The 21,824-nt window shown below is 29.7% G+C and carries 20 protein-coding genes and 2 tRNA genes; 1 reads left to right on the forward strand and 21 read right to left on the reverse strand.

From position 1 onward, the window contains the following. Positions 1-2: 2 nt before the first annotated feature. The 18 genes from ABXT65_RS03740 to ABXT65_RS03825 form a co-directional block, all read right to left on the reverse strand. A complete protein-coding gene (locus tag ABXT65_RS03740; protein WP_415322298.1) occupies positions 3-749 on the reverse strand; it encodes a type III pantothenate kinase in 747 nt (248 codons plus the stop codon). Further along, entirely contained in the window at positions 746-1,309 is a 564-nt protein-coding gene (locus ABXT65_RS03745; RefSeq protein WP_415322300.1) for a biotin--[acetyl-CoA-carboxylase] ligase, read from the reverse strand. Before ABXT65_RS03745 ends, ABXT65_RS03740 begins: the two co-directional genes overlap by 4 nt. After that, positions 1,309-2,724, reverse strand: coding sequence for an NADH-quinone oxidoreductase subunit NuoN (nuoN, locus tag ABXT65_RS03750; protein ID WP_415322302.1), 1,416 nt, complete (start codon positions 2,722-2,724; stop codon positions 1,309-1,311). Before nuoN ends, ABXT65_RS03745 begins: the two co-directional genes overlap by 1 nt. Further along, positions 2,724-4,217, reverse strand: coding sequence for an NADH-quinone oxidoreductase subunit M (locus ABXT65_RS03755; protein WP_415322303.1), 1,494 nt, complete (start codon positions 4,215-4,217; stop codon positions 2,724-2,726). The genes nuoN and ABXT65_RS03755 overlap by 1 nt, the downstream gene beginning before the upstream one ends. After that, positions 4,217-6,130 carry an NADH-quinone oxidoreductase subunit L gene (gene nuoL, locus ABXT65_RS03760; RefSeq protein ID WP_415322305.1) on the reverse strand — a complete coding sequence of 638 codons (1,914 nt, stop codon included), beginning with the start codon at positions 6,128-6,130 and terminating at the stop codon, positions 4,217-4,219. Before nuoL ends, ABXT65_RS03755 begins: the two co-directional genes overlap by 1 nt. Position 6,131: 1 nt before the next feature. Then, complete coding sequence (gene nuoK, locus ABXT65_RS03765) at positions 6,132-6,443, reverse strand: NADH-quinone oxidoreductase subunit NuoK (RefSeq protein ID WP_415303417.1); 312 nt, start codon at positions 6,441-6,443, stop codon at positions 6,132-6,134. Continuing rightward, complete coding sequence (locus ABXT65_RS03770; RefSeq protein ID WP_415322306.1) at positions 6,436-7,068, reverse strand: NADH-quinone oxidoreductase subunit J; 633 nt, start codon at positions 7,066-7,068, stop codon at positions 6,436-6,438. The genes nuoK and ABXT65_RS03770 overlap by 8 nt, the downstream gene beginning before the upstream one ends. A gap of 5 nt (positions 7,069-7,073) precedes the next feature. Beyond that, positions 7,074-7,559 carry an NADH-quinone oxidoreductase subunit NuoI gene (nuoI, locus tag ABXT65_RS03775; protein WP_415303419.1) on the reverse strand — a complete coding sequence of 162 codons (486 nt, stop codon included), beginning with the start codon at positions 7,557-7,559 and terminating at the stop codon, positions 7,074-7,076. A 2-nt stretch (positions 7,560-7,561) separates the two neighbouring features. Further along, entirely contained in the window at positions 7,562-8,560 is a 999-nt protein-coding gene (nuoH, locus tag ABXT65_RS03780) for an NADH-quinone oxidoreductase subunit NuoH (RefSeq protein ID WP_415322307.1), read from the reverse strand. A 4-nt stretch (positions 8,561-8,564) separates the two neighbouring features. Beyond that, complete coding sequence (gene nuoG, locus ABXT65_RS03785; protein WP_415322309.1) at positions 8,565-10,607, reverse strand: NADH-quinone oxidoreductase subunit NuoG; 2,043 nt, start codon at positions 10,605-10,607, stop codon at positions 8,565-8,567. Beyond that, positions 10,600-11,931: an NADH-quinone oxidoreductase subunit NuoF gene (gene nuoF / locus ABXT65_RS03790; RefSeq protein WP_415322311.1), complete on the reverse strand. Its 1,332-nt coding sequence runs from the start codon at positions 11,929-11,931 to the stop codon at positions 10,600-10,602. Before nuoF ends, nuoG begins: the two co-directional genes overlap by 8 nt. After that, positions 11,924-12,532 carry an NADH-quinone oxidoreductase subunit NuoE gene (gene nuoE, locus ABXT65_RS03795; protein ID WP_415322312.1) on the reverse strand — a complete coding sequence of 203 codons (609 nt, stop codon included), beginning with the start codon at positions 12,530-12,532 and terminating at the stop codon, positions 11,924-11,926. The genes nuoF and nuoE overlap by 8 nt, the downstream gene beginning before the upstream one ends. Beyond that, positions 12,532-13,707, reverse strand: a complete 1,176-nt coding sequence (locus ABXT65_RS03800) for an NADH-quinone oxidoreductase subunit D (RefSeq protein ID WP_415322313.1) — start codon at positions 13,705-13,707, stop codon at positions 12,532-12,534. Before ABXT65_RS03800 ends, nuoE begins: the two co-directional genes overlap by 1 nt. Then, positions 13,691-14,299, reverse strand: a complete 609-nt coding sequence (locus tag ABXT65_RS03805) for an NADH-quinone oxidoreductase subunit C (protein ID WP_415322315.1) — start codon at positions 14,297-14,299, stop codon at positions 13,691-13,693. The genes ABXT65_RS03800 and ABXT65_RS03805 overlap by 17 nt, the downstream gene beginning before the upstream one ends. 5 nt (positions 14,300-14,304) lie before the next feature. After that, positions 14,305-14,826, reverse strand: coding sequence for a NuoB/complex I 20 kDa subunit family protein (locus ABXT65_RS03810; protein ID WP_415322317.1), 522 nt, complete (start codon positions 14,824-14,826; stop codon positions 14,305-14,307). A gap of 10 nt (positions 14,827-14,836) precedes the next feature. Next, a complete protein-coding gene (locus ABXT65_RS03815) occupies positions 14,837-15,205 on the reverse strand; it encodes an NADH-quinone oxidoreductase subunit A (RefSeq protein WP_415322319.1) in 369 nt (122 codons plus the stop codon). An 85-nt stretch (positions 15,206-15,290) separates the two neighbouring features. Further along, positions 15,291-15,367: transfer RNA gene (locus ABXT65_RS03820), tRNA-Asp, on the reverse strand. A 14-nt stretch (positions 15,368-15,381) separates the two neighbouring features. Then, positions 15,382-15,457, reverse strand: a tRNA-Val gene (locus ABXT65_RS03825). Between the two features lie 174 nt (positions 15,458-15,631). On the opposite strand from ABXT65_RS03825, the gene ABXT65_RS03830 reads away from it, so the two are divergent. Further along, on the forward strand, positions 15,632-16,684 hold the full coding sequence (locus ABXT65_RS03830) for an SGNH/GDSL hydrolase family protein (RefSeq protein ID WP_415322321.1): 1,053 nt from the start codon (positions 15,632-15,634) through the stop codon (positions 16,682-16,684). 264 nt (positions 16,685-16,948) lie between these two features. Here ABXT65_RS03830 and ABXT65_RS03835 read toward each other — a convergent pair whose 3' ends face one another. From ABXT65_RS03835 to clpX, 3 genes are all read right to left on the reverse strand, one after another. Continuing rightward, complete coding sequence (locus ABXT65_RS03835; RefSeq protein ID WP_415322323.1) at positions 16,949-17,815, reverse strand: FkbM family methyltransferase; 867 nt, start codon at positions 17,813-17,815, stop codon at positions 16,949-16,951. A gap of 220 nt (positions 17,816-18,035) precedes the next feature. Further along, complete coding sequence (gene lon, locus ABXT65_RS03840; RefSeq protein ID WP_415322325.1) at positions 18,036-20,417, reverse strand: endopeptidase La; 2,382 nt, start codon at positions 20,415-20,417, stop codon at positions 18,036-18,038. Positions 20,418-20,479: 62 nt separating this feature from the next. Then, positions 20,480-21,748, reverse strand: a complete 1,269-nt coding sequence (clpX, locus tag ABXT65_RS03845; protein WP_415322326.1) for an ATP-dependent Clp protease ATP-binding subunit ClpX — start codon at positions 21,746-21,748, stop codon at positions 20,480-20,482. Between the last annotated feature and the right edge of the window lie 76 nt (positions 21,749-21,824).

A 21,824-nucleotide genomic window follows, 5' to 3' on the forward strand; every position in this document is an offset into this window, starting at 1 on the left:
ATTTATTTAATTAAAGTAGTGGCTCTGATTAGGCCGTTAATTGTAATGTCTTTATTTAATGTAACTTTCGTTTTTGTTGAATTTTTGAATAAATTAGAAAATCCTCCAGTAATTATTATTTTAAAGGACATCTTGGTCTCTTTCTTAATTAAATTAACAATATTGTCAATTAAACCCTCATAACCCCAAAAAAAGCCTGCTCTAACTGCACTAATAGTATTTAAACCAACAACTTTGTTCGTTTTTTTTAAACTAATCTTTGGAATTTGCGTTGCCTTATCCGACAACGTATCAAGTGAAAGCTTAACGCCAGGTGCAATAACACCGCCATGATAGGTATTTTTAATCAAAACATCAAATGTTGTAGCAGTCCCAAAATCTAAAATTATAAAATTATCTTTATTATTAATAACGCTAATAGCGTTTGCCAATCTATCTGAACCAATTTGTTTATAGTTAACCTTAATCTTAATCAATTTATTTAACTTAAGTTTCTTAAGTTCTGTACATTTAATTTTATAAGTTTTATTAAAAAAACTCTTAATTTCATTGAATGATTTTGGAACAACACTACAAAATAAACATTTATCAATTACTTTATCTTTTAAACTTAAACTAGATAAAGATTTTTTAAGCAAAGGATAATTTATCTTTTTTGTTATCAAAGTAACTCTTTTAATAATTATATTTTTAGAGTTTACCAAACAAATTTTAGTTTCTGTATTTCCTATATCACCAACAATAATCATTTTAAATTTCTATCAAAGTTTTTTATATTAAATTTAGGAAACATTGGAATAAAAGTTTCATAAATTTTTTTTAGTTTTAAAGCTGCATTATTAGGGGAAATTTTTACACCAGTTAAATCAAAAAGATTTGTAGTCAAATAACCTTTAATAGAAGGACTCTTAATCAAATTTATACCTATGCCAACTATAATAAATGTTTTGTCTGATTTAGACAATGTTTCCTGTAATATACCTGAAATTTTCATATTATTTATTAATAAATCATTCGGCTTTTTAACCATAATTTTATCTTTATAAAAATTAGATAATAATTTTTTTACCAAAAGACAGTTTATTTTTGTCAAATTATTCAATGATAATTGAACCATGTTAACTTGGAAAAAAATACTAACAAATAAATTTCCCTTGAATGAGATCCATTTTTTCCCATATCGACCTCTTCCTCTTTTCTGTTTCTCAGCGATTACAATTCCTGATTTATTATTAGTGTTTTTAATTATCTGAAATGCTCTATCGTTTGTACTCTTTATGATTTTAAAATTAAACTTTTTTAACTTCATTAAATTATATTAATTCTAGATACAATTTCCACCAATTTGCTAGGAAAAATAAAGTACAAAAGAATTAACAATGTTGAAAGTGTTAAAGATATTTTTAACCAAACACTATGATCAGTGTCATATTTTTCTTTTTCTTCGTCAAAATAAATAACTTTAATTATTCTTAGATAATAAAAGGCAGCAATCACGGTTGATAATAAACCGACAATTGCTAGAAAATACATTGATTGCTCAATTACAGATTTAAATACATAAAATTTAGCAAAAAAACCCGCCAACGGTGGAATGCCCGCTAATGAAAAGAGTATAATAAGTAATGATAATGATAAAACCGGATGGTTTTTTGATAGTCCAGATAAGTCATCAATAGTTTCAAAGTATTGATCATTTCGTTTCATCATAAGCAAGCAACTGAATAAGCCAAAATTCATTACTAAGTAGATAGAAATATAAACTATAGATGATTGAATACCCTCATTAGTTCCAACAGAAAGTCCTGCTAAAGCATAACCAATATGACCAATAGAGCTATACGCAACTAATCTTTTTAAATTACCCTGCCCAATTGCTGCAACAGCTCCAAATATCATTGAGGCAATTGATAAAAAAATTATGATAGGTTGCCATTGATCGATCATATTAAAAAATGGGACATATAAGAATCTAATAAAGACAGTTAAAGCCGCAACCTTAGGAACTATAGCAAAAAATAATGTTACAGATGTTGGTGATCCTTCATAAACATCAGGTGCCCACATATGAAATGGTACAGCAGATATTTTAAATGCCAATCCGACTAAGATAAAAACTATCCCAAATGTTAGTCCATAATGAGTAGAATCCATTGAATTACCAATAATATTAAAATTAGTTGATCCAGAAAACCCATAAATTAAAGAACAACCATAAAGTAACAAACCAGAAGAAAGTGCACTTAATACAAAATATTTAAGACCTGATTCAGATGATTTTAATTGATCCCTATTAAATGATGCCAAAACATACAAGGCTAATGACTGTAATTCAAGACCAATATAAAAAACCATAAGATCATTAGAGCTAATCATAACCATCATTCCTAAAATTGAACAAAGGATTAAAATTGGATATTCTATTAGAAAAATTTTAGATATTTTTAAATATTTTGTTGAAATTAATAAAACAAAAGCTCCACCTATAATTGTAAGAATTTTCATTAAAGATGAGAGGCTGTCAATTACATAGCTATTTCCAAATAAGGTTACAGCTCTATCAAGAGGATTATTTAATATTAAAATTCCAGTAATCAGTAAAAGCCCTATTGAAAGATTGTGAATTAAATTTGAGCTATTTTTTTTAAAAACACCCAGAATTAATAAAAACATTATCGATAAAGAGATAAAGATTTCAGGAGAAATAAAATTCAAATTAATCATTACTTTTGTACCTCAGGACCAAACATATTTAAGTTAAAATTATACATTTCAATTAAGTCATTTACCGATACTTCAATCGTATTAATAAGTGGTTCTGGGTAAAAACCAAAGAATAATACTGGTATAGCTAAACTCCATAAAATAAATTTTTCTGAATTATCTAAATCTGGTATTTTTAGAAGATCTTTGTTTATTAATTTTCCAAAAATCACCCTTCTATATAGCCATAACATATATGCAGCCCCAAAAATTACACCCAAACTAGCAATAACTGCTACTAAAAAATTATCCTTGAATGCACCCATTAAAATTAAAAATTCTCCTATAAAACCACTAGTGCCAGGAAGCCCTAAAGCAGCCAAAGTAAATAACATAAATAAAATTGAATATTTAGGCATCACTGAAACTAGACCACCATAAGTTTTAATTAACCTTGAGTGCATACGATCATAAACTACACCCACACATAAAAATAATGCAGCTGAAACAAGCCCATGACTAATCATTTGAATTATACTTCCTTCAATACCCTGCTGAGTAATTGTAAAAATTCCTAAAGTTACAAACCCCATATGGGCCACAGAAGAATATGCTATTAGTTTTTTCATATCTTCTTGCATTAAGGCAACTAGAGACGCGTAAATAATTGCAATTAAACTTAATGAATACACTAAAGGAGTAAATATTTCTGAGGCTACAGGAAATAAGCCTAATGAGAATCTAATAAAACCATATCCTGCCATTTTTAATAGAATTGCAGCAAGAAGAACCGAACCAGCAGTTGGTGCTTCTACGTGAGCATCGGGCAACCAAGTATGAACAGGCCACATAGGTGTTTTAACAGCAAAAGAGCTAAAAAAAGCAAGCCACAATAAGTTTTGATATTTTGTATCTATACCTAATTCATAAAGTTGAACTATATCGGTTGTGCCAGCAATCCAATAAATTGAAATTATTGCAACCAACATTAGAACAGACCCAAGCAATGTGTATAAAAAAAATTTAAAAGCAGAATAAACTCTTCTTGCTCCACCCCAAATTCCAATAATCAAAAACATAGGAATTAATCCAGCTTCAAAGAATAAGTAAAATACCACTAAATCAAGTGAACAAAAAACCCCTATCATTAAACTTTCCATCACTAATATCGCAATAAGAAAATCTCTCAATCTATTTTTAATTGTATTGTTAACTGATATTATACAAAGAGGAGTTATAAGAGTTGTTAAAATAATAAATAGAATTGATATTCCATCTATACCCACTTTATAATTAACAAACCCCTTTAACCATTCTTTATTTTCAACAAATTGAAAGCTAGATGTTGAAGGGTCAAATAAATACCATAAATAAATTGAGATTAAAAAGTTAACAAAAGAAGTAAATAAAGCAACGTATTTACCTGTATTTGAATTTTTATCTTTTGAAAACAATAAAAATAAAGCTCCAATAGTTGGTAAAAGAATTAGAGAAGATAAAATTGGAAAATTCATTAGTATAAAATTAAAAAAGTTAATAACGCAGAAAGACCTATCAATATCATGAAGGCATATTGATAAATAAATCCACTTTGAAATTTACTAGCTCTTAATGATAGGTTTTTGATTAATAGAGAAAGACCATCAGGTCCAAATTTATCAATAATTTTTACATCTATTATTTTCCAAAAAAATAATCCTATTTTTTTGGAAGATTGAATAAATATAAAGTCATATAATTCATCAAAGTACCATTTGTTAACTAAAAAATTATGTAGAGGTTTGTTAGATTGAGCAAATTGATTTGGTAATTCTTTATTTTTTACAAATAAATAGTAGGCAATAGGAATGGATAAAAGGACAAGTATGGGCGTGATTAAGATAACCAATAAAGGTGGGTGATCTGTGCTTAGTGGTGTTATAAACTTAATAGACTCTCCCCAAAAATGATTTTCTTCTCCATGACCAATAAATAAATCTTTAAACAAAAAACCTGCAAAAATTGCACCAATTGCTAGTACAATCAAAGGTATAAGCATCACCATAGGGGACTCGTGCATTTCTTCAATTTTCAATTTTTGATTATTATAAGTTCCATGAAATGTTTTAAAAATTAATCTCCACGAATATATCGAGGTAAGTAATGCTGTTAAAATACCAACACCAGCAGCATAATAACCTACCGTATTACCTCTGAGATAGGCAAATTCTATAATTGCATCTTTTGAGTAAAAGCCAGAAAGAAAAGGGAAACCTGTAAGAGCTAGCGTTCCAATAATCATCAAAATCCAAGTATAAGGTAACTTTTTATGCACTCCCCCCATTTGATTAATATCTTGTTCATCTTTAAATGAATGAATTACAGATCCTGACCCCAAGAAAAGTAAAGCCTTAAAAAATGCATGAGTGAATAGATGAAACATTGCAACATTGTAAGCACCAACACCAACTGCAAAAAACATATAACCTAACTGACTACATGTTGAGTAAGCAATAATTTTTTTTATATCTGTTTGAACTAAAGCTACAGTTGCAGCAAAAAAAGCAGTTGTCATTCCAACTACTGTAATAATATTTAAAGTTAAAGGGGAATATTCAAAAATTGGGGAGCATCTAACAACCAAAAATACGCCTGCAGTAACCATAGTAGCTGCATGTATTAATGCTGACACAGGTGTAGGACCTTCCATAGCGTCAGGAAGCCATGTGTGTAAAAGAATTTGTGCTGATTTACCCATGGCTCCAATAAATAAAAGGATACAAATTAAATCAATGGCTTTGATGTGCATTCCTAAAAATAATAATTCTTTGTCAATAATTTGTGGAATTTGTTGAAATACCTCGGAGTAATTGACGGTACCAAATAGATAAAAAATTAAAAATATTCCTAGGGCAAATCCAAAATCACCTACTCTATTAACTACGAAAGCTTTTATAGCCGCTGCATTTGCTGAATCTTTTTTATACCAAAAGCCAATTAAAAAGTAAGAACAAAGGCCTACGCCCTCCCATCCAAAAAATAATTGAAGAAAATTATCGGATGTAACCAACGTTAACATTGCAAACGTAAAAAGAGAAAGATATGCCATAAATCTTGGTTTATGAGGATCGTGAGACATATAACCAATAGAGTAAATATGAACTAGTGAAGAAACTAAAGTTACAACAACAAGCATTACTGAAGATAACGCGTCCACTTTAATAGACCAATTTACATCAAGTGTTCCTGAATTAATCCAAGTAGCAATAACCACATTACTCTCATAGCCACTGACAATAACTTGATAAAATAAAGTCAAAGATAGTAGTGCTGAAATTGAAACAAAAACACTGGTTATGATCTCTGAATTTCTGTCACCTATAAATTTACCAAAAAAACCAGATATAATAGATGCTAGCAGTGGAAGAAATAATAATGCAAATTCCATATTATCCTTTCAAACTATTTATTTTTTCAACATCAATTGATGATGAGTTACGGTAATAAACCACTATTATTGCTAAACCTATGGCAGCTTCTGCAGCAGCTACAGTTAATATAAAGAGCGTAAAAATTTGCCCCGTTATGTCATTCAAAAATATAGAGAAAGCCACTAAATTAATATTCACTGCTAATAGAATAAGCTCAATACTCATTAATATTACTATGATATTTTTTCTATTTAAAAATATACCCACTATACCAATGGTAAATATTATCGCTCCTAAAGTAAGGTAGTGACCCAAGCCTACATCAATCATCAGACTTAACCCCTTGATTGCTAGGAACATCTATCAATTCAACACCATCTGTTTTTTCTCTAGATATTTGACTAAAATAACTTTGTTTTTTGACACCAGATCTCTTTCTGAAGGTAAGAACAATAGCCCCTATCATTGCAACTAATAAAATCATTCCACTTAATTGAAAGATATGAATGTAGTCAGTATATAAAACATAACCAATAGCATGAGTATTACTAATGCTACTATTTATATTTAATGACATAGATGAAACAAGATCTGGCTTGTATTTCCATCCACCAATAACAATAATTAATTCAAAAAATATAATGGTACTGATGATTAATCCAACAGGAAGATGCTTTGAGCTCTCTCTAGCACTAAACCATTGGTTTTTTTGTTGAGCGACATTTAACATCATTACAACAAACAAGAATAAAACTGCTACCGCTCCAACATAAATAATTAACATTATCATGCCAAGAAATTCTGCACCTATCATTATAAATAAACAAGAAATACTAATAAAATCTAAAATTAAAAAAAAGACAGAATGAACAGTGTTTTTAGAAACTGTAACCATTATCGCAGAAATAATTGCTATTAATGAAAAGATGTAAAAAAAAATGGCATGTGCTAACATAATTATTATCTATAAGGTTTATCTGCTTTAATATTAGCAGCTAAAATATTTTCCCATCTATCACCATTATCCAAAAGTTTTTCTTTATTGTAATAAAGTTCTTCTCTTGTTTCTGTTGAAAATTCAAAATTTGGTCCTTGAACTATTGCATCCACAGGGCAAGATTCTTCACAAAGACCACAATAAATACACTTCATCATATCAATATCATATCGGGTAGTTTTTCTACTACCATCCTCTCTCTCTGAAGATTCGATTGTAATTGCTTGAGCTGGGCATACAGCTTCGCATAATTTACAAGCAATACATCTTTCTTCACCATCAGGGTATCTTCTTAAGGCGTGTTCACCTCTAAATCTTGGACTAATTTTTCCTTTTTCAAAAGGATAATTAATTGTTTTTTTAGATTTAAAAAGTTCTCTTAAAGCAATAGTAAGACCTCCTAGAAAATCTAACATTAAAATTGTTTTAAATATTCTTGAAATTTTCATAATTAATTAATTGGTAGTAGGTTAAAGTAAAATAGGTAACTTGATGTAAGAACTACCCATGTTAAAGCTAAAGGTAGAAAAATTTTCCAACCGAGTCTCATCAACTGATCATATCTATATCTTGGTACAATAGCTTTTACCAACGCAAATAGTATAAAAAGAAATAAAATTTTAAAGATTAACCAGATAGCACCTGGAATTAAAGTGAATGGATAAATTTCAATTGGAGACAACCATCCACCTAAAAAAAGAATTGCTCCCATGGCACACATAAGAAGAATATTTGCATACTCACCCAACCAAAACATTGCATACATCATTCCAGAATATTCAGTTTGATATCCTGCAACGAGCTCTGCTTCTGCCTCTGGTAAGTCAAATGGTGGTCTATTTGTTTCTGCCAACGCTGAAATAAAAAAAATTACAAACATTGGAAATAATGGAATTACAAACCATAGATCTTCTTGAGCCATAACTATATCGTTTAAGTTTAACGAACCAACACAAAGCAAAACATTAATTATAATAACGCCAATTGAAACTTCGTAAGATACCATTTGAGCTGCTGATCGAATTGCACCGAGAAAAGGATATTTTGAATTTGAAGCCCAACCACCCATAATAATTCCATAAACACCTAAAGATGAAACTGCAAATAAATAAAGAATACCCACGTTGATATCAGCTAATACTTGAGTTGCACTAAAAGGAATAACTGCCCAAGAGATTAACGCCAAAGTCATGGTAACAATTGGTGCTAATATAAATATTACTTTATTGGAGCTTGATGGGATAATAACTTCTTTAAACATGTATTTTAATGCATCAGCCAAAGATTGAAGTAAACCAAAAGGTCCAACAACATTAGGTCCTTGTCTTTTTTGAACGAAGGCCCAAATACGACGATCAAGCCAAACAACCATTGCAACAGAAACAAGAACTGGAACTAACAAAAATAAGATTTTATATGTCTCTGAAAAAATTATACTTAAATAATTCATTTTATTAACCTTCAGTACCTGTTAATTTTAAATTTGTTTTAGCACTCTTACATTCAAACATGGTTTTTGAAGCTCTTGCTATAGCATTGGAGTAATAATAATCTTCATTATTAACTTTTAAAATCTCTTGCTTAAATTCTAAATTCTCAACATTAGAAGATTTAATAGATTTATTTTTTTCAATATATAAATTAATTTGATTAAGCAAACTGCTATCCAACTCGTCTTTGTCATTAAATAATTTTCTATGATTCATTGCTTCTGCTAATTCATTAATTATCAACCAGTCTTCCTTAGCTTCTTCTGGTGGATAAGAGGCCTTATAGGCTTTTTGCATTTTACCTTCTAAGTTTGTAAAGTAACCATTTTGCTCTGTGTATGCAGCACCTGGAAGTATAATATCTGCAATCTCTGCTCCTTTATCTCCATGACTTCCTTGATAAATTATAAATTCATTCTTCTTTTCAAATTTAAGATTATCTACTCCTAAAAGATAAACAATTTCAAACTTATGATTTTCTAAATCTTTTAGTACTTCGTTTGAGCCATCTACTGTTTTATATAAACCTAAATCAAAGCTACCGACTGTAGATGCATTTTCTGAAATTATATTTAAAGAATTCCATTCATCTGATATCTTATTATTTTTTTCTAAAAAAGATTTAACAGATTCAAAAATATATTTTGCAGATTTAGTTTTTAGGGATGACTGACCAAAGATAATTAAAGGTTTTTTGGCTTCTTTAATTAAGCTTGATACTTCATGATTATCTTCTGTAATTTTTTTAATATTTTCAATATCACCATTTAAAGATTCGTATGGATAAGTCAGATCACCAATTTCATTTAAAGAGATTATTTTTGTTTTATTTTGTAAATATGCTTTTCTGATACGCGCATTTAAAATTGTTGCCTCATACCTTGGATTGCTTCCTATAAGTAAAATAAAATCTGCTTCTTCTATGCCGTTAATTGTTGAATTGAATAAATAGTTTTCTCTTTTTTTGGGATTCAAATATGTGTGATCACTTCTTGATTCAACATTATAGGAATCTAGTGTTTTATTAAAAAACTCTTTGAATATATAAAGTGTTTCCATATTAACCAAATCACCAGACATTCCACATATTTTATCTTTATCAGTATTTTTAAATTTAGACTTAATTATATTAAAAACTTCTTTCCATGATGCTTTCTCGAATTTACCATTATATTTTATAAAAGGTGTATCTAGGCGTTGATTTAACAAGCCATCACAAGCATATCTTGTTTTATCTGAAATCCATTCTTCGTTAATATCTTCATTAATTCTTGGTAAAATTCTTTTGACTTCCCAGCCATATGTATCAACTCTTATATTTGAACCAATAGCATCCATCACATCAATAGATTCAGTCTTCTTTAATTCCCAAGGTCTAGCCTCAAATACATAGGGTTTTGATGTCAAGGCACCAACGGGACATAAATCTACTACATTAGCTGATAGTTCTGATTGCATAGATTGTTCAAGATATGTTGTAATTTCCATATCTTCACCTCTGCCTATCGCTCCAATCTCTGTTACACCGGCAACCTCTGTAGCAAACCTAACACATCTCGTACAATGTATACATCTGGTCATTTGTGTTTTAATTAAAGGTCCCATATTTTTTTCAGAAACATCTCTTTTATTTTCTTTGTATCTAGATTTATCAACACCATAAAACATAGATTGATCCTGCAAATCACATTCGCCCCCCTGATCACAAACAGGACAATCCAATGGATGATTAGCCAACAAAAATTCCATTACACCTTTTCTTGCTTTTTCAACAAACTCAGTATTTGTTTTAATATTCATTCCCTCTGCTGCTGGCATAGCACATGAGGCTACAGGTTTAGGGGATTTTTCTAATTCCACTAAACACATTCTACAATTACCTGCTATTGATAATTTTTCATGATAACAAAATCTTGGGATTTCAACACCAGCTTTTTCACAAGCTTGAAGCACAGTTAGGCCCTCTTCAACCTCTATATCAATTTCATTAACTTTTAATTTAAGCATCTTTTTTATTTAATAAATGTTGATCAACTAAGTAAGGAATGTTTTTTCCTTTATCAAAAGTTGGATTAAAATTATTTCTTTTTTCAATTTCTTTTTTAAAATGTCTTAATAAACCTTGTACAGGCCATGAAGAACCTTCGCCAAATGCACAGATAGTATGTCCTGCAATTTGAGTAGTAACATCTGCCAACATATCAACTTCATCTCTTGAGGCTTCACCTTTAGCCATTCTTTCAAGCATTCTCCACATCCAACCTGTACCTTCTCTACAAGGTGTGCATTGACCACAACTTTCGTGTTTATAAAATCTAGCAATTCTTGCCATACATTTAATGATGTCTTGATCTTTATTAATAACAACTATACCTGCAGTTCCTAATCCACTTTTTTCTGCCATTAGTGAATCAAAATCCATTGTTAAAGTTTCACAAGTTTTTTGTGGTATTAAAGGCATTGATGAACCACCAGGTATTACAGCTTGTAGGTTTTCCCATCCTCCAATAACACCTCCAGCATGAACTTCAATTAGTTCTTTAAGAGATATACTCATTTCTTCTTCAACATTACATGGATTGTTAACATTGCCGGATATACAAAAAATTTTTGTTCCTGTGTTCTTTGCTTTACCTAAAGATGCAAACCACTTACCACCTCTTCTTAATATAGTTGGGATAACCGCTATAGTTTCAACATTGTTAATTATAGTTGGGCATCCATAAAGACCAATTAAAGCTGGGAAAGGTGGTTTCAATCTTGGCTGACCCTTTTTACCCTCTATACTCTCAAGTAAAGCAGTTTCTTCTCCACATATATATGCTCCTGCTCCATAGTGGATATAAATATCTAAATCCCAACCTGTTTCAGATGCATTTTTTCCTATTAAATTTTTTTCATAAGCCTCATCAATTGCTGACTGAAGTTTTTCTCCATCTATAAAGTATTCTCCTCTTATATAGATATAACAAACATGTGCTTGAACAGCATAAGCAGCAATTAAACATCCTTCAATTAGTTTATGAGGTTCAAATCTTAAAATATCTCTATCTTTACATGTGCCTGGTTCTGACTCATCTCCGTTTATCACTAGGTAATGAGGTCTTGAACCTAACTCTTTTGGTGCAAAAGACCACTTTAAGCCAGTTGGGAATCCAGCTCCCCCTCTGCCTCTTAGCTCTGAAGCTTTAACTTCATTTATTATCCACTCCCTACCCTTTTGGATTAAGTCTTTAGTATTTGTCCAGTCTCCTCTTTTTTTTGAAGACTCGACGTCTGAGCCCCTGTCGTTATATAAATTCTGAAATATTCTATCTTCGTCTTTAAGCATTTTTTAAATCCATAAGTGTTTTTCTATTATTTTCAGGTTCATTGTTTACACGACCTCTATATGATCCTGGCTCAGGTGACTCACCAGTTAGAATCTTACCTAAAATTTTTAATGTTTTTTCTTTATCTAAATCTTCGTAGTAATTATCATTAATCTGCATCATAGGTGCGTTAACACATGCACCTAAACACTCAACTTCCATCCAAGAACAGCTTTGATTTTTTGATAATTCATTTTCATTTTCAGAAATTTTTTCCTTACAAGCTTCAACAAGTTTATATGCACCTCTAATCATGCATGGAGTTGTTGTGCAAACTTGTATAAAATGCTTACCTACAGGAGCTAGATTATACATAGTGTAGAATGTTGCAACTTCGTAAACCTTTATATAAGGCATGTCTAAATATTTACCAATATATTTCATGGCTTCTAGTGGAATCCAATTACTGTTTTGTTTTTGTGCTATATAAAGTAAAGCCATTACGGCACTCTGTTGTTTATCTTTTGGGTATTTTGCAACAATTGCTTTAGCTGATTCTAATGAGACAGAATTGAACTCAAAATTCTTGGGCTGTTCTTTTGAAGGTCTTCTTAAACTCATTATCTGTCCACCTCTCCAAAAACTATATCTAGTGAGCCTAATACAGCAGGTACATCTGCAAGCATATGACCTTTAATTAAATAATCCATTGCAGCTAAGTGAGAAAAACCTGGAGCTCTTATTTTGCATTTATATGGTTTGCTAGAACCATCAGATATTAAATAAACACCAAACTCACCCTTAGGAGCTTCAACAGCAGTATAAATTTCATCTTTATCTACACGATAACCCTCGGTAAATAGTTTAAAATGATGAATTAGAGCTTCCATAGATTGTTTAAGGTCTTTTTTTGGTGGAGGACTAATTTTTCCATCAGATGATTTAATTGGACCTTTTGTCATTTTAGCTAAACATTGTTTAATTATAAAAACACTCTGTCTCATTTCTTCAATTCTACATAAATATCTATCGTAACAATCACCATTTTTTCCCACAGGTATTTTAAATTCTAATTTTTCATAACACTCATATGGTTGAGATTTTCTTAAATCCCAAGGAACACCTGATCCTCTAATCATAACTCCACTAAAAGAATAATCTAAAGCATCTTCTTTAGTCACAATTCCAATATCAACATTTCTTTGCTTAAATATTCTGTTGTCAGTTAGCAATGTTTCAAGATCATCTATTATTTTAGGAAAAGACTCACAAAATTTACCTATATCCTCTTCTAATCCCATTGGTAAATCTTGGTGAACTCCTCCAGCTCTAAAATAATTAGCATGCAACCTTGAACCAGAAGCTCTTTCATAGAAAGTCATTAAAGTTTCACGTTCTTCAAAGCCCCATAAAGATGGGGTTAATGCACCAACATCTAATGCTTGAGTAGTAACATTTAATATATGACTTAAAATTCTTCCGATCTCACAAAACATGACTCTTATAAATTGAGCTCTAATTGGTATTTCGATTTTTAATATTTTTTCTATCGCTAAAGCAAAGGCGTGTTCTTGGTTCATAGGAGCAACATAATCAAGTCTGTCAAAATATGGTACAGCTTGCATATATGTTTTATTCTCTATTAATTTCTCAGTACCACGATGTAACAATCCAATGTGCGGGTCTGCTTTTTCAACTACCTCACCATCTAATTCTAAAATCAATCGTAAAACACCATGAGCAGCTGGGTGTTGGGGTCCAAAATTAAGGTTTAATGTTTTATTTTTTTTTGTCATTTTCATGATCTGTTTGATTTTTAATATATTTTGTTCCCTCCCAAGGACTCTCATAATCAAAATTTCTGTAATTTTGTTCTAACTTAACAGGTTCGCTAATAACTTTTTTTTGTTCTTCACTGTATCTAACTTCAGTATGACCTGTTAAAGGAAAATCTTTTCTTAAAGGATGACCTTCAAATCCATAATCTGTAAGTATTCTTCTTAAATCAGGGTGGTCTTTAAATTTTACTCCGTACATGTCAAAAACTTCGCGTTCCATCCAGTTTGCCGCTGGATATATTGATGTTAAAGATGGGATAACTTCGTTTTCACTAATTAGATAACTTAATATAATACGTTGATTAAACTCATGACTTAGAAATAAATACACAACTTTAAAACGTTGAATATCCTCAGGGTGGTCAACTACAGTTATATCAATTAATTGTCTAAATTTTGTATTTTCATTACTCTTAATAAACAATGTAACATCTATCAAATCTTTGTTATCGATATTTATATAAAGTTGATCATGTCTAATTTCAGTTTTTTTAATCCTAGTGGAAAGTTCTGAGTTAATTTTTTTTTCGAGATCAGTTAAGTTAATCATGATAGTTACCTGTCAAAAGATCCTTTATTTCTAATTTTTTTTTGCAGCTGCATGATGCCATAAAGTAATGCTTCGGCTGATGGTGGGCATCCTGGAACATAAATATCAACCGGAACAATTTTATCACAGCCACGAACAACAGAATAAGAGTAATGGTAATAGCCACCACCATTAGCACAGCTACCCATTGATATCACATATCTTGGTTCCGGCATTTGATCATAAACTTTTCTTAAAGCTGGTGCCATTTTATTTGTTAAAGTTCCAGCAACAATCATGACATCTGACTGCCTAGGTGAGCCTCGAGGTGCGGCACCAAATCTTTCCAAATCATATCTAGGCATTGCAGTTTGCATCATCTCAACAGCACAACATGCTAAACCAAAAGTCATCCAGTGTAGCGATCCAGCTCTTGACCAGTTAATGAGGTTATCAAGTGACGTTGTTATAAAACCATTTTTACTAAAATCCTCAGAAAGTTTTTTAAATTCTTCTGGTATTTCTGTATTTTTATCTTCTAAATTCATATTTTAAATATTACTCCCAATCAAGGGCACCTTTTCTCCACTCATAAATAAAACCAATTGTTAATATAAATAGAAAAATCATCATTGAGGAAAAACCTAATAAACCAATATTTCCAAGAGAGATTGCCCATGGAAATAGGAAAGCTATTTCCAAATCAAAAATTATAAAAAGGATTGCCACTAAATAAAACCTTACGTCAAATTCTATTCTAGAATCTTCAAAAGGTTCAAATCCACATTCATAGGCTGATAACTTTTCAGGGTCAGGATGTTTTGGAGAAAGTATTAAATTTATAACAACAAAAGCACAACTCAAACCAAGAGCTATAATTAAAAATAAAATTATTGGCAGATAATCTTTTAAAAATTCTGAAAACATGAAATCTATATAGCACTTTTTATATCATGTTGAAGTGCTCTTACGTCACAATATATGAGATTTTTACATAAAAAATAAAGGAAAGTGGCGGGAGTGAAGGGACTCGAACCCTCGACCTATCGCGTGACAGGCGATCGCTCTAACCAACTGAGCTACACCCCCACTTTGTGTTGTTTTGGTGGGCAGTAAAGGACTCGAACCTTTGACCCCCTCGGTGTAAACGAGATGCTCTACCAACTGAGCTAACCGCCCATAACCAAAATACAGTGTTTTATATCTTTTAGTACACTAACGTCAAGTTCAATTAAACTTTGAAAACAGCTAAAAAATATTTTTTTAAATTAAAAATGATAAAACATTGGTGCTAGTTTTTAATATTTAATTTATTAAAATTATAATATGAATAAGCTTATTTAATTCTAATTTATGAAAAATAAAATATATTTAATTTTTTTTTCTTTTTTTATAAGCTTTCTATTCATAGAAATAATTATCAGAATTTTTATACCACAAGATATTTCAGAACCTTGGAGAGTTTATTTAGATGATGGTTTACTTTTAAATAAAAATAATGGCGTTGCAAAACACTCTTTTAAAAAAGCTAATAGAACAACAGAGTATTCTTTTGGAAAATATCACAATAGAAAATATAATTTAACTATATCTGAAGATAAAATATTATTTTTAGGAGATTCATTTACATTTGGCTGGTTACTTCAAGATGAAGACACATATGTATATAAACTAGGAGAAAAATTTTCAAAATACGAATTAATTAATTCAGCAGCCGGGGGTAACGGAACTGCTGATCAATTACGTTATTTTGAAAAATTTTGCAATAAAATTAAACCTAGATATACTTTTATATTAATCAATGCTTATGACATCGAAAGGTCAAAAATTTCAAATTTATATTCTCTTGATAAAGAAAATAACTTAATTAATGGAAAAAATAATATTCCAAAAATAAGTTATTTTGTTGATAATAATTATTTATACAAATTTCTTATTTCAAATTTTCATACAGTTAACTTTTTAAGAAAAATATATGTGTCAATAAATAATATTTTATCTAATAAAAAACCACTTATTGGAGATAAAGTAAATAATAAAAGCAACAAATTCTTTGAGGTAGATAAAATTGAGAATTTATCTAACAAGAAATATATTCTAGAAAAAAAATTATTTAAAAGATTTAAAGACTTTTCTTTGGAATGTGGAACTGACATTCATTTAATAAACTTAGCTTGGGAGAATAGGGAAAAAAATTTAACAGATACTGATAAATTTTTAAAAGATAGTAGTGAATTTTTTAAACAAATAAATATAAATTACATAGATTTGTATGACAAAATGAAAGCAAAACATAAAAATCAAAAAACTTATCAAATAGAAGTAGATGGGCATCCTAATGAAAAAGCAAATAATCTTTATTTTGAAAATTTACATGATGTGCTTAAAAAAATTATAAAAAAATAAGATTAAATTTAATTGAAATTTTTATTATAATTTTACTGATTCCTGACTAGTACTAATTTGGCGTTAAAAATATGTTCTAATTTACTTAGAATAAAACAATTAAAAAAATATTAGTTAGAATTTTATAATAGGCTAAATTCTTGAATATAATTAAGTATTAACAATAACTAGAAATTTTTTTTGTCTAAGATTTTGAAATTAGAAATGGAAACATAATACGTGAAATTATTATAAAAAATTTATTAGAAAGAGTTGGTTATTATGTTAAAGAATTAGATTGTTACACTTTGTCAAAAATTCTTTTTTTTTAGGCACAAAATAAAAATTTCTAGATGATAGAAAATTTTTTTTATTTTGTTTTCCAATAAGAATTTTGTGTTTTTTTAAATTTTTTAAAGTTATTTCCTTAAAATTATTATTATACACATCAAAAATGTAAGCTTTATAACCATTTAAGCATTTATAGATTTTTTTTATATTTTGATCATTATACTCTATTAAAAAAATTGGTTTATTTTTTAAAATTGTTTTTTTCATGCCCTTTAAAGCTTCATGTTCATAACCTTCAATATCCATTTTAATAAAATCAATTTTTTTATTAATTTTTAAATCATCAAGTTTTTTTATAATGATTAGTGATTTTCTTAGGATCATTTTTTTTTTATATTTTTCACTAATAACGCCAACACTATCTAAAATATATTTCTTACTAAAGCTGCTCATAAAATGTAAGCTACTATTACCGACATATGGTGTTACAAGCTCTAAAACTGAATTTTTATTTCCAAGTCCAAAATTAAATATCTTTACATTTAAAAATTTTTTTGAAAGTGGATTTAAATATGTATTATAGAGGTATTTATTAGGCTCATAAATATAAACTGAATTTTTAAATCCTAATTTTTTAAAGCCTCTCGTTGATAATCCATTATTTCCACCAATATCTAAAAAAATATTTTTTTTATTACTTTTAAGCAGCAATTTCATTCCATAATAATCTTTTTCATGAGGGAGTAAAAAAGTGAAATATAAAATTCTATTATAAATAAATAAGTTTAAATGTGGATTTTTTTCAATTAGGCGAACAATTATATATTTTAGTTTTTTAATAAATTTAATTAAATGATCCATTTTGTAAGTTTTTTAATTATATTAATATAACATATTATAAAAATGAACAATTTAGATATTTCAATATTACTATTGTAACTAAATTAAAAAACGTAATTTTCACTCTCAATCATTAGTGCCAAAGAATTTCTAAAGAGAAACAAATTAAAGACTGAAGTTTTACCATCTAATAGCTATAATACTGATAAATCGGTAAAAAATTGATAATGTAAATTGGTAATTATTGAATACTGGCTTGAGATTTATCATTAGATTGAGAAATTTTCTCAACTTCAACCCACTCAACTCTTTTTAATTCTTGGGTTAAAGCTATTTTTAACACTTCATCAGCATGCTCAACTGGAGTAATTTTTATATCATCAATAATCTTCTTGGGCATATCAACAAGGTCTTTTTCATTTTCTTTAGGAATTATAACTTGCTTTATGCCAGCTCTATGTGCTGCTAATAGTTTTTCTTTTAATCCGCCGATTGGTAATACTTGACCTGTTAATGTCACCTCACCGGTCATAGCAACGTCTCTTCTTACGGGGATATTGGTAATTGCAGAAACTATTGAAGTGACCATTCCAATACCTGCTGAAGGGCCATCTTTAGGTGTTGCTCCCTCTGGAACGTGAATATGAAAATCTTTTTTTTCAAATAATGGTGGAATAATTCCATAGTCTAAACTTTTAGATCTAATAAATGATTTTGCAGCCTTAATAGATTCTTGCATTACTTCACCAAGTTTTCCAGTAATTTGCATTCTACCCTTGCCAGGCATAATGACAGTTTCAATCTTTAAGATTTCACCACCATACTCCGTCCAAGCCAAACCTGTAACTACTCCAATTTTATCTTCACTTTCAAGTTCACCAAATTTAAACTTCTGTATTCCAAGATAGTCCGATAAATTTTTTAAATCAATTTTAACTTCTTTCTCTTCACCTGTTACAACTTTTTTAACAACTTTTCTCGCAACTTTTGAAATTTCTCTTTCTAAATTTCTGACACCAGATTCTTTTGTGTAGCTTCTAATAATTTCTTTAATAATATCTGCAGACAGTGTCATTTCTTTTTCTTTAACACCATTGTCTTTAATTTGTTTTGGTAAAAGATAATTATTTGCAATATTAATTTTTTCATCCTCTGTATACCCAGCTAGTCTGATCACTTCCATTCTATCTAATAATGGTGGTAATATATTCAATGTATTAGCCGTTGTTACAAACATAACATCAGATAAGTCATAATCTACTTCCAGATAGTGATCATTAAACGTTGAGTTTTGTTCTGGGTCTAACGCCTCTAATAAAGCAGAGGATGGATCACCTCTATAATCGTTTCCAATTTTATCTATTTCATCAAGAAGAATTAAAGGATTTTTTGTTCCAGCTTTCTTCATCATTTGAATAATTTTTCCAGGTAAAGATCCAATATAGGTTCTTCTATGGCCTCTAATCTCTGCTTCATCACGCATACCACCAACAGAAACTCTTACAAACTCTCTGTTTGTAGCTTTTGCAATTGATTTACCTAAAGATGTTTTTCCAACACCTGGGGGGCCAACTAAACATAGAATTGGACCTTTAATTTTTTCCATTCTTTTTTGAACAGCTAAAAATTCTATAATTCTTTCTTTTACTTTCTCTAAACCAAAATGATCTGCGTCTAATACTGCTAGTGCTTTTGTAAGATCAATAGCAACTTCACTTTTCTTAAACCAGGGAAGATCAATCATCCAATCTAAGTAGTTTCTGATGACTGTGGCTTCTGCTGACATAGGGCTCATATTTTTTAATTTTTTAAGCTCTGCCATACATTTTTTTTCAACATCTTTTGGCATTTTAGATTTTATTATTGCTTTATTCAGGCTTGATGTTTCATCTTTACCATCTTCAATCTCGCCTAATTCTTTTTGAATAGCCTTAAGCTGCTCATTTAAATAATATTCTCTTTGGGTTTTTTCCATTTGAGTTTTAACTCTGCCTCTAATTCTTTTTTCAACTCCAATAATACTAGTTTCATTTTCCATAATCTTAATTATAGAATTAAGTCTTTTTTTAACGTCAATTGTTTCAAAAATTTGCTGTTTTTCTGAAATAGTTGCTGTTAGGTGAGAGGCAATATTGTCAGCTATGTGAGATGCGTCAACTAACTTTTTTATATTATTGATTGTTTCACTTGAAATTTTTTTATTAATCGATGTTAGTTTTTCAAGTCTTCTAACAGCTGTCATTGCCAATGGAATTAAGTCCTCATCTTTTGTGACTATATCGTGCTGATGAGCATATTCACAAATAATGAACTTATCATTATCTTTAAAATCTAAAATTTTAACTCTTTTACTTCCTTCTACTAAGACTTTAACTGTACCATCTGGTAATTTTAATAACTGTAAAATATTTCCTTCACAACCATACATAAATACATCTGCTTTTTTTGGATCATCTACTTCTGAGTTTTTTTGTGTAACAAGAACTATTTTTTTGTCTTTTTTCATTACCTCATTTAAGGCTGAGATAGACTTGTCTCTTCCAACAAATAATGGAATTACCATATTGGGAAATACAACAATATCTCTAAGGGGTAATAAAGGTCTTAAAATTTTAACGTCCATCACTTAAATATGGATATTAAACATAATATTGCAATAGCTATTAATCAGTTATTAACACTAAATTAAGCCGCAGATGTTTTATCTGGCTTTATTTTGCTATTATTTTTTGAGTGAACTAAAATTGGCTGAGTCAACCCTTTGGCCGCACCCGCATCAACAATGACTTCTCCAATATTATCTTGGCTTGGTAGATCATACATAGTTTTTAATAAAATATTTTCTAAAATAGATCTAAGTCCTCTTGCACCAGTTTTTTTATTAATTGCTTTGTGTGCAATTTCTTTAAGAGCATTATCTTTGAAGGTTAACTTGGCTCCATCTAATTTAAATAACTCTTGATACTGTTTGATTAAAGAATTCTTTGGTTCTTGTAATATTTTAACTAAAGATTTTTCATCAAGATCTTCTAATGTTGCTATCATAGGTAATCTTCCAATAAACTCAGGTATCAATCCATATTTTAATAAATCTTCGGGCTCCAAACTTTTCATCCATTCACCTGTTTTTTTGTCATCTGTTTTTTTAACATTGGCTCCAAAGCCAATAGAGGTGCCTTTATCTCTTTGAGAAATTATTTTATCCAAACCAGCAAATGCTCCACCACAAATAAATAAAATATTTGTTGTATCTACTTGTAAAAATTCTTGTTGCGGATGTTTTCTTCCCCCTTGAGGTGGGACGCTTGCAACAGTTCCTTCCATGATTTTTAATAATGCTTGTTGTACACCTTCCCCAGAAACGTCTCTAGTAATTGATGGATTTTCAGACTTTCTGCTAATCTTGTCAACTTCATCGATGTAAACAATTCCTCTTTGAGCTTTTTCAACATTATAATCTGCAGCTTGTAATAGTTTTAAAATAATATTTTCAACATCCTCTCCAACATAACCTGCTTCAGTTAGTGTTGTAGCATCTGCCATCGTAAAAGGAACATCTAGAATTCTAGCTAATGTTTGAGCTAATAAAGTTTTACCACAGCCTGTTGGACCAACTAAAAGAATGTTAGATTTAGAAAGCTCAACAGTCTTACTGGTTTTACTTTCGTAGTTAAGTCTTTTATAATGATTGTGTACCGCTACAGATAAAACCTTTTTAGCATGCGGTTGACCTATAACGTAATCATCTAATACTGCACAAATTTCTTTTGGTGGTGGTAATCCATCTTGATGTTTAACAAAAGTATCTTTACTTTCTTCCTTAATAATATCCATGCAAAGCTCAACACACTCATCACAAATGAATACTGTAGGCCCAGCAATTAATTTTCTGACTTCATGTTGGCTCTTGCCACAAAATGAACAGTAAAGAATATTTTTATTATTAGTAGTCATAAATTTTATAAACGAATCAATTAAATTACTCTAATATAGAAGAGTCATACTAATCAAGTGTATGTTTAATCCAGCT

Origin of the sequence: Candidatus Pelagibacter sp. Uisw_127 (assembly GCF_047722515.1) — a bacterium.
Lineage (GTDB): Bacteria > Pseudomonadota > Alphaproteobacteria > Pelagibacterales > Pelagibacteraceae > Pelagibacter.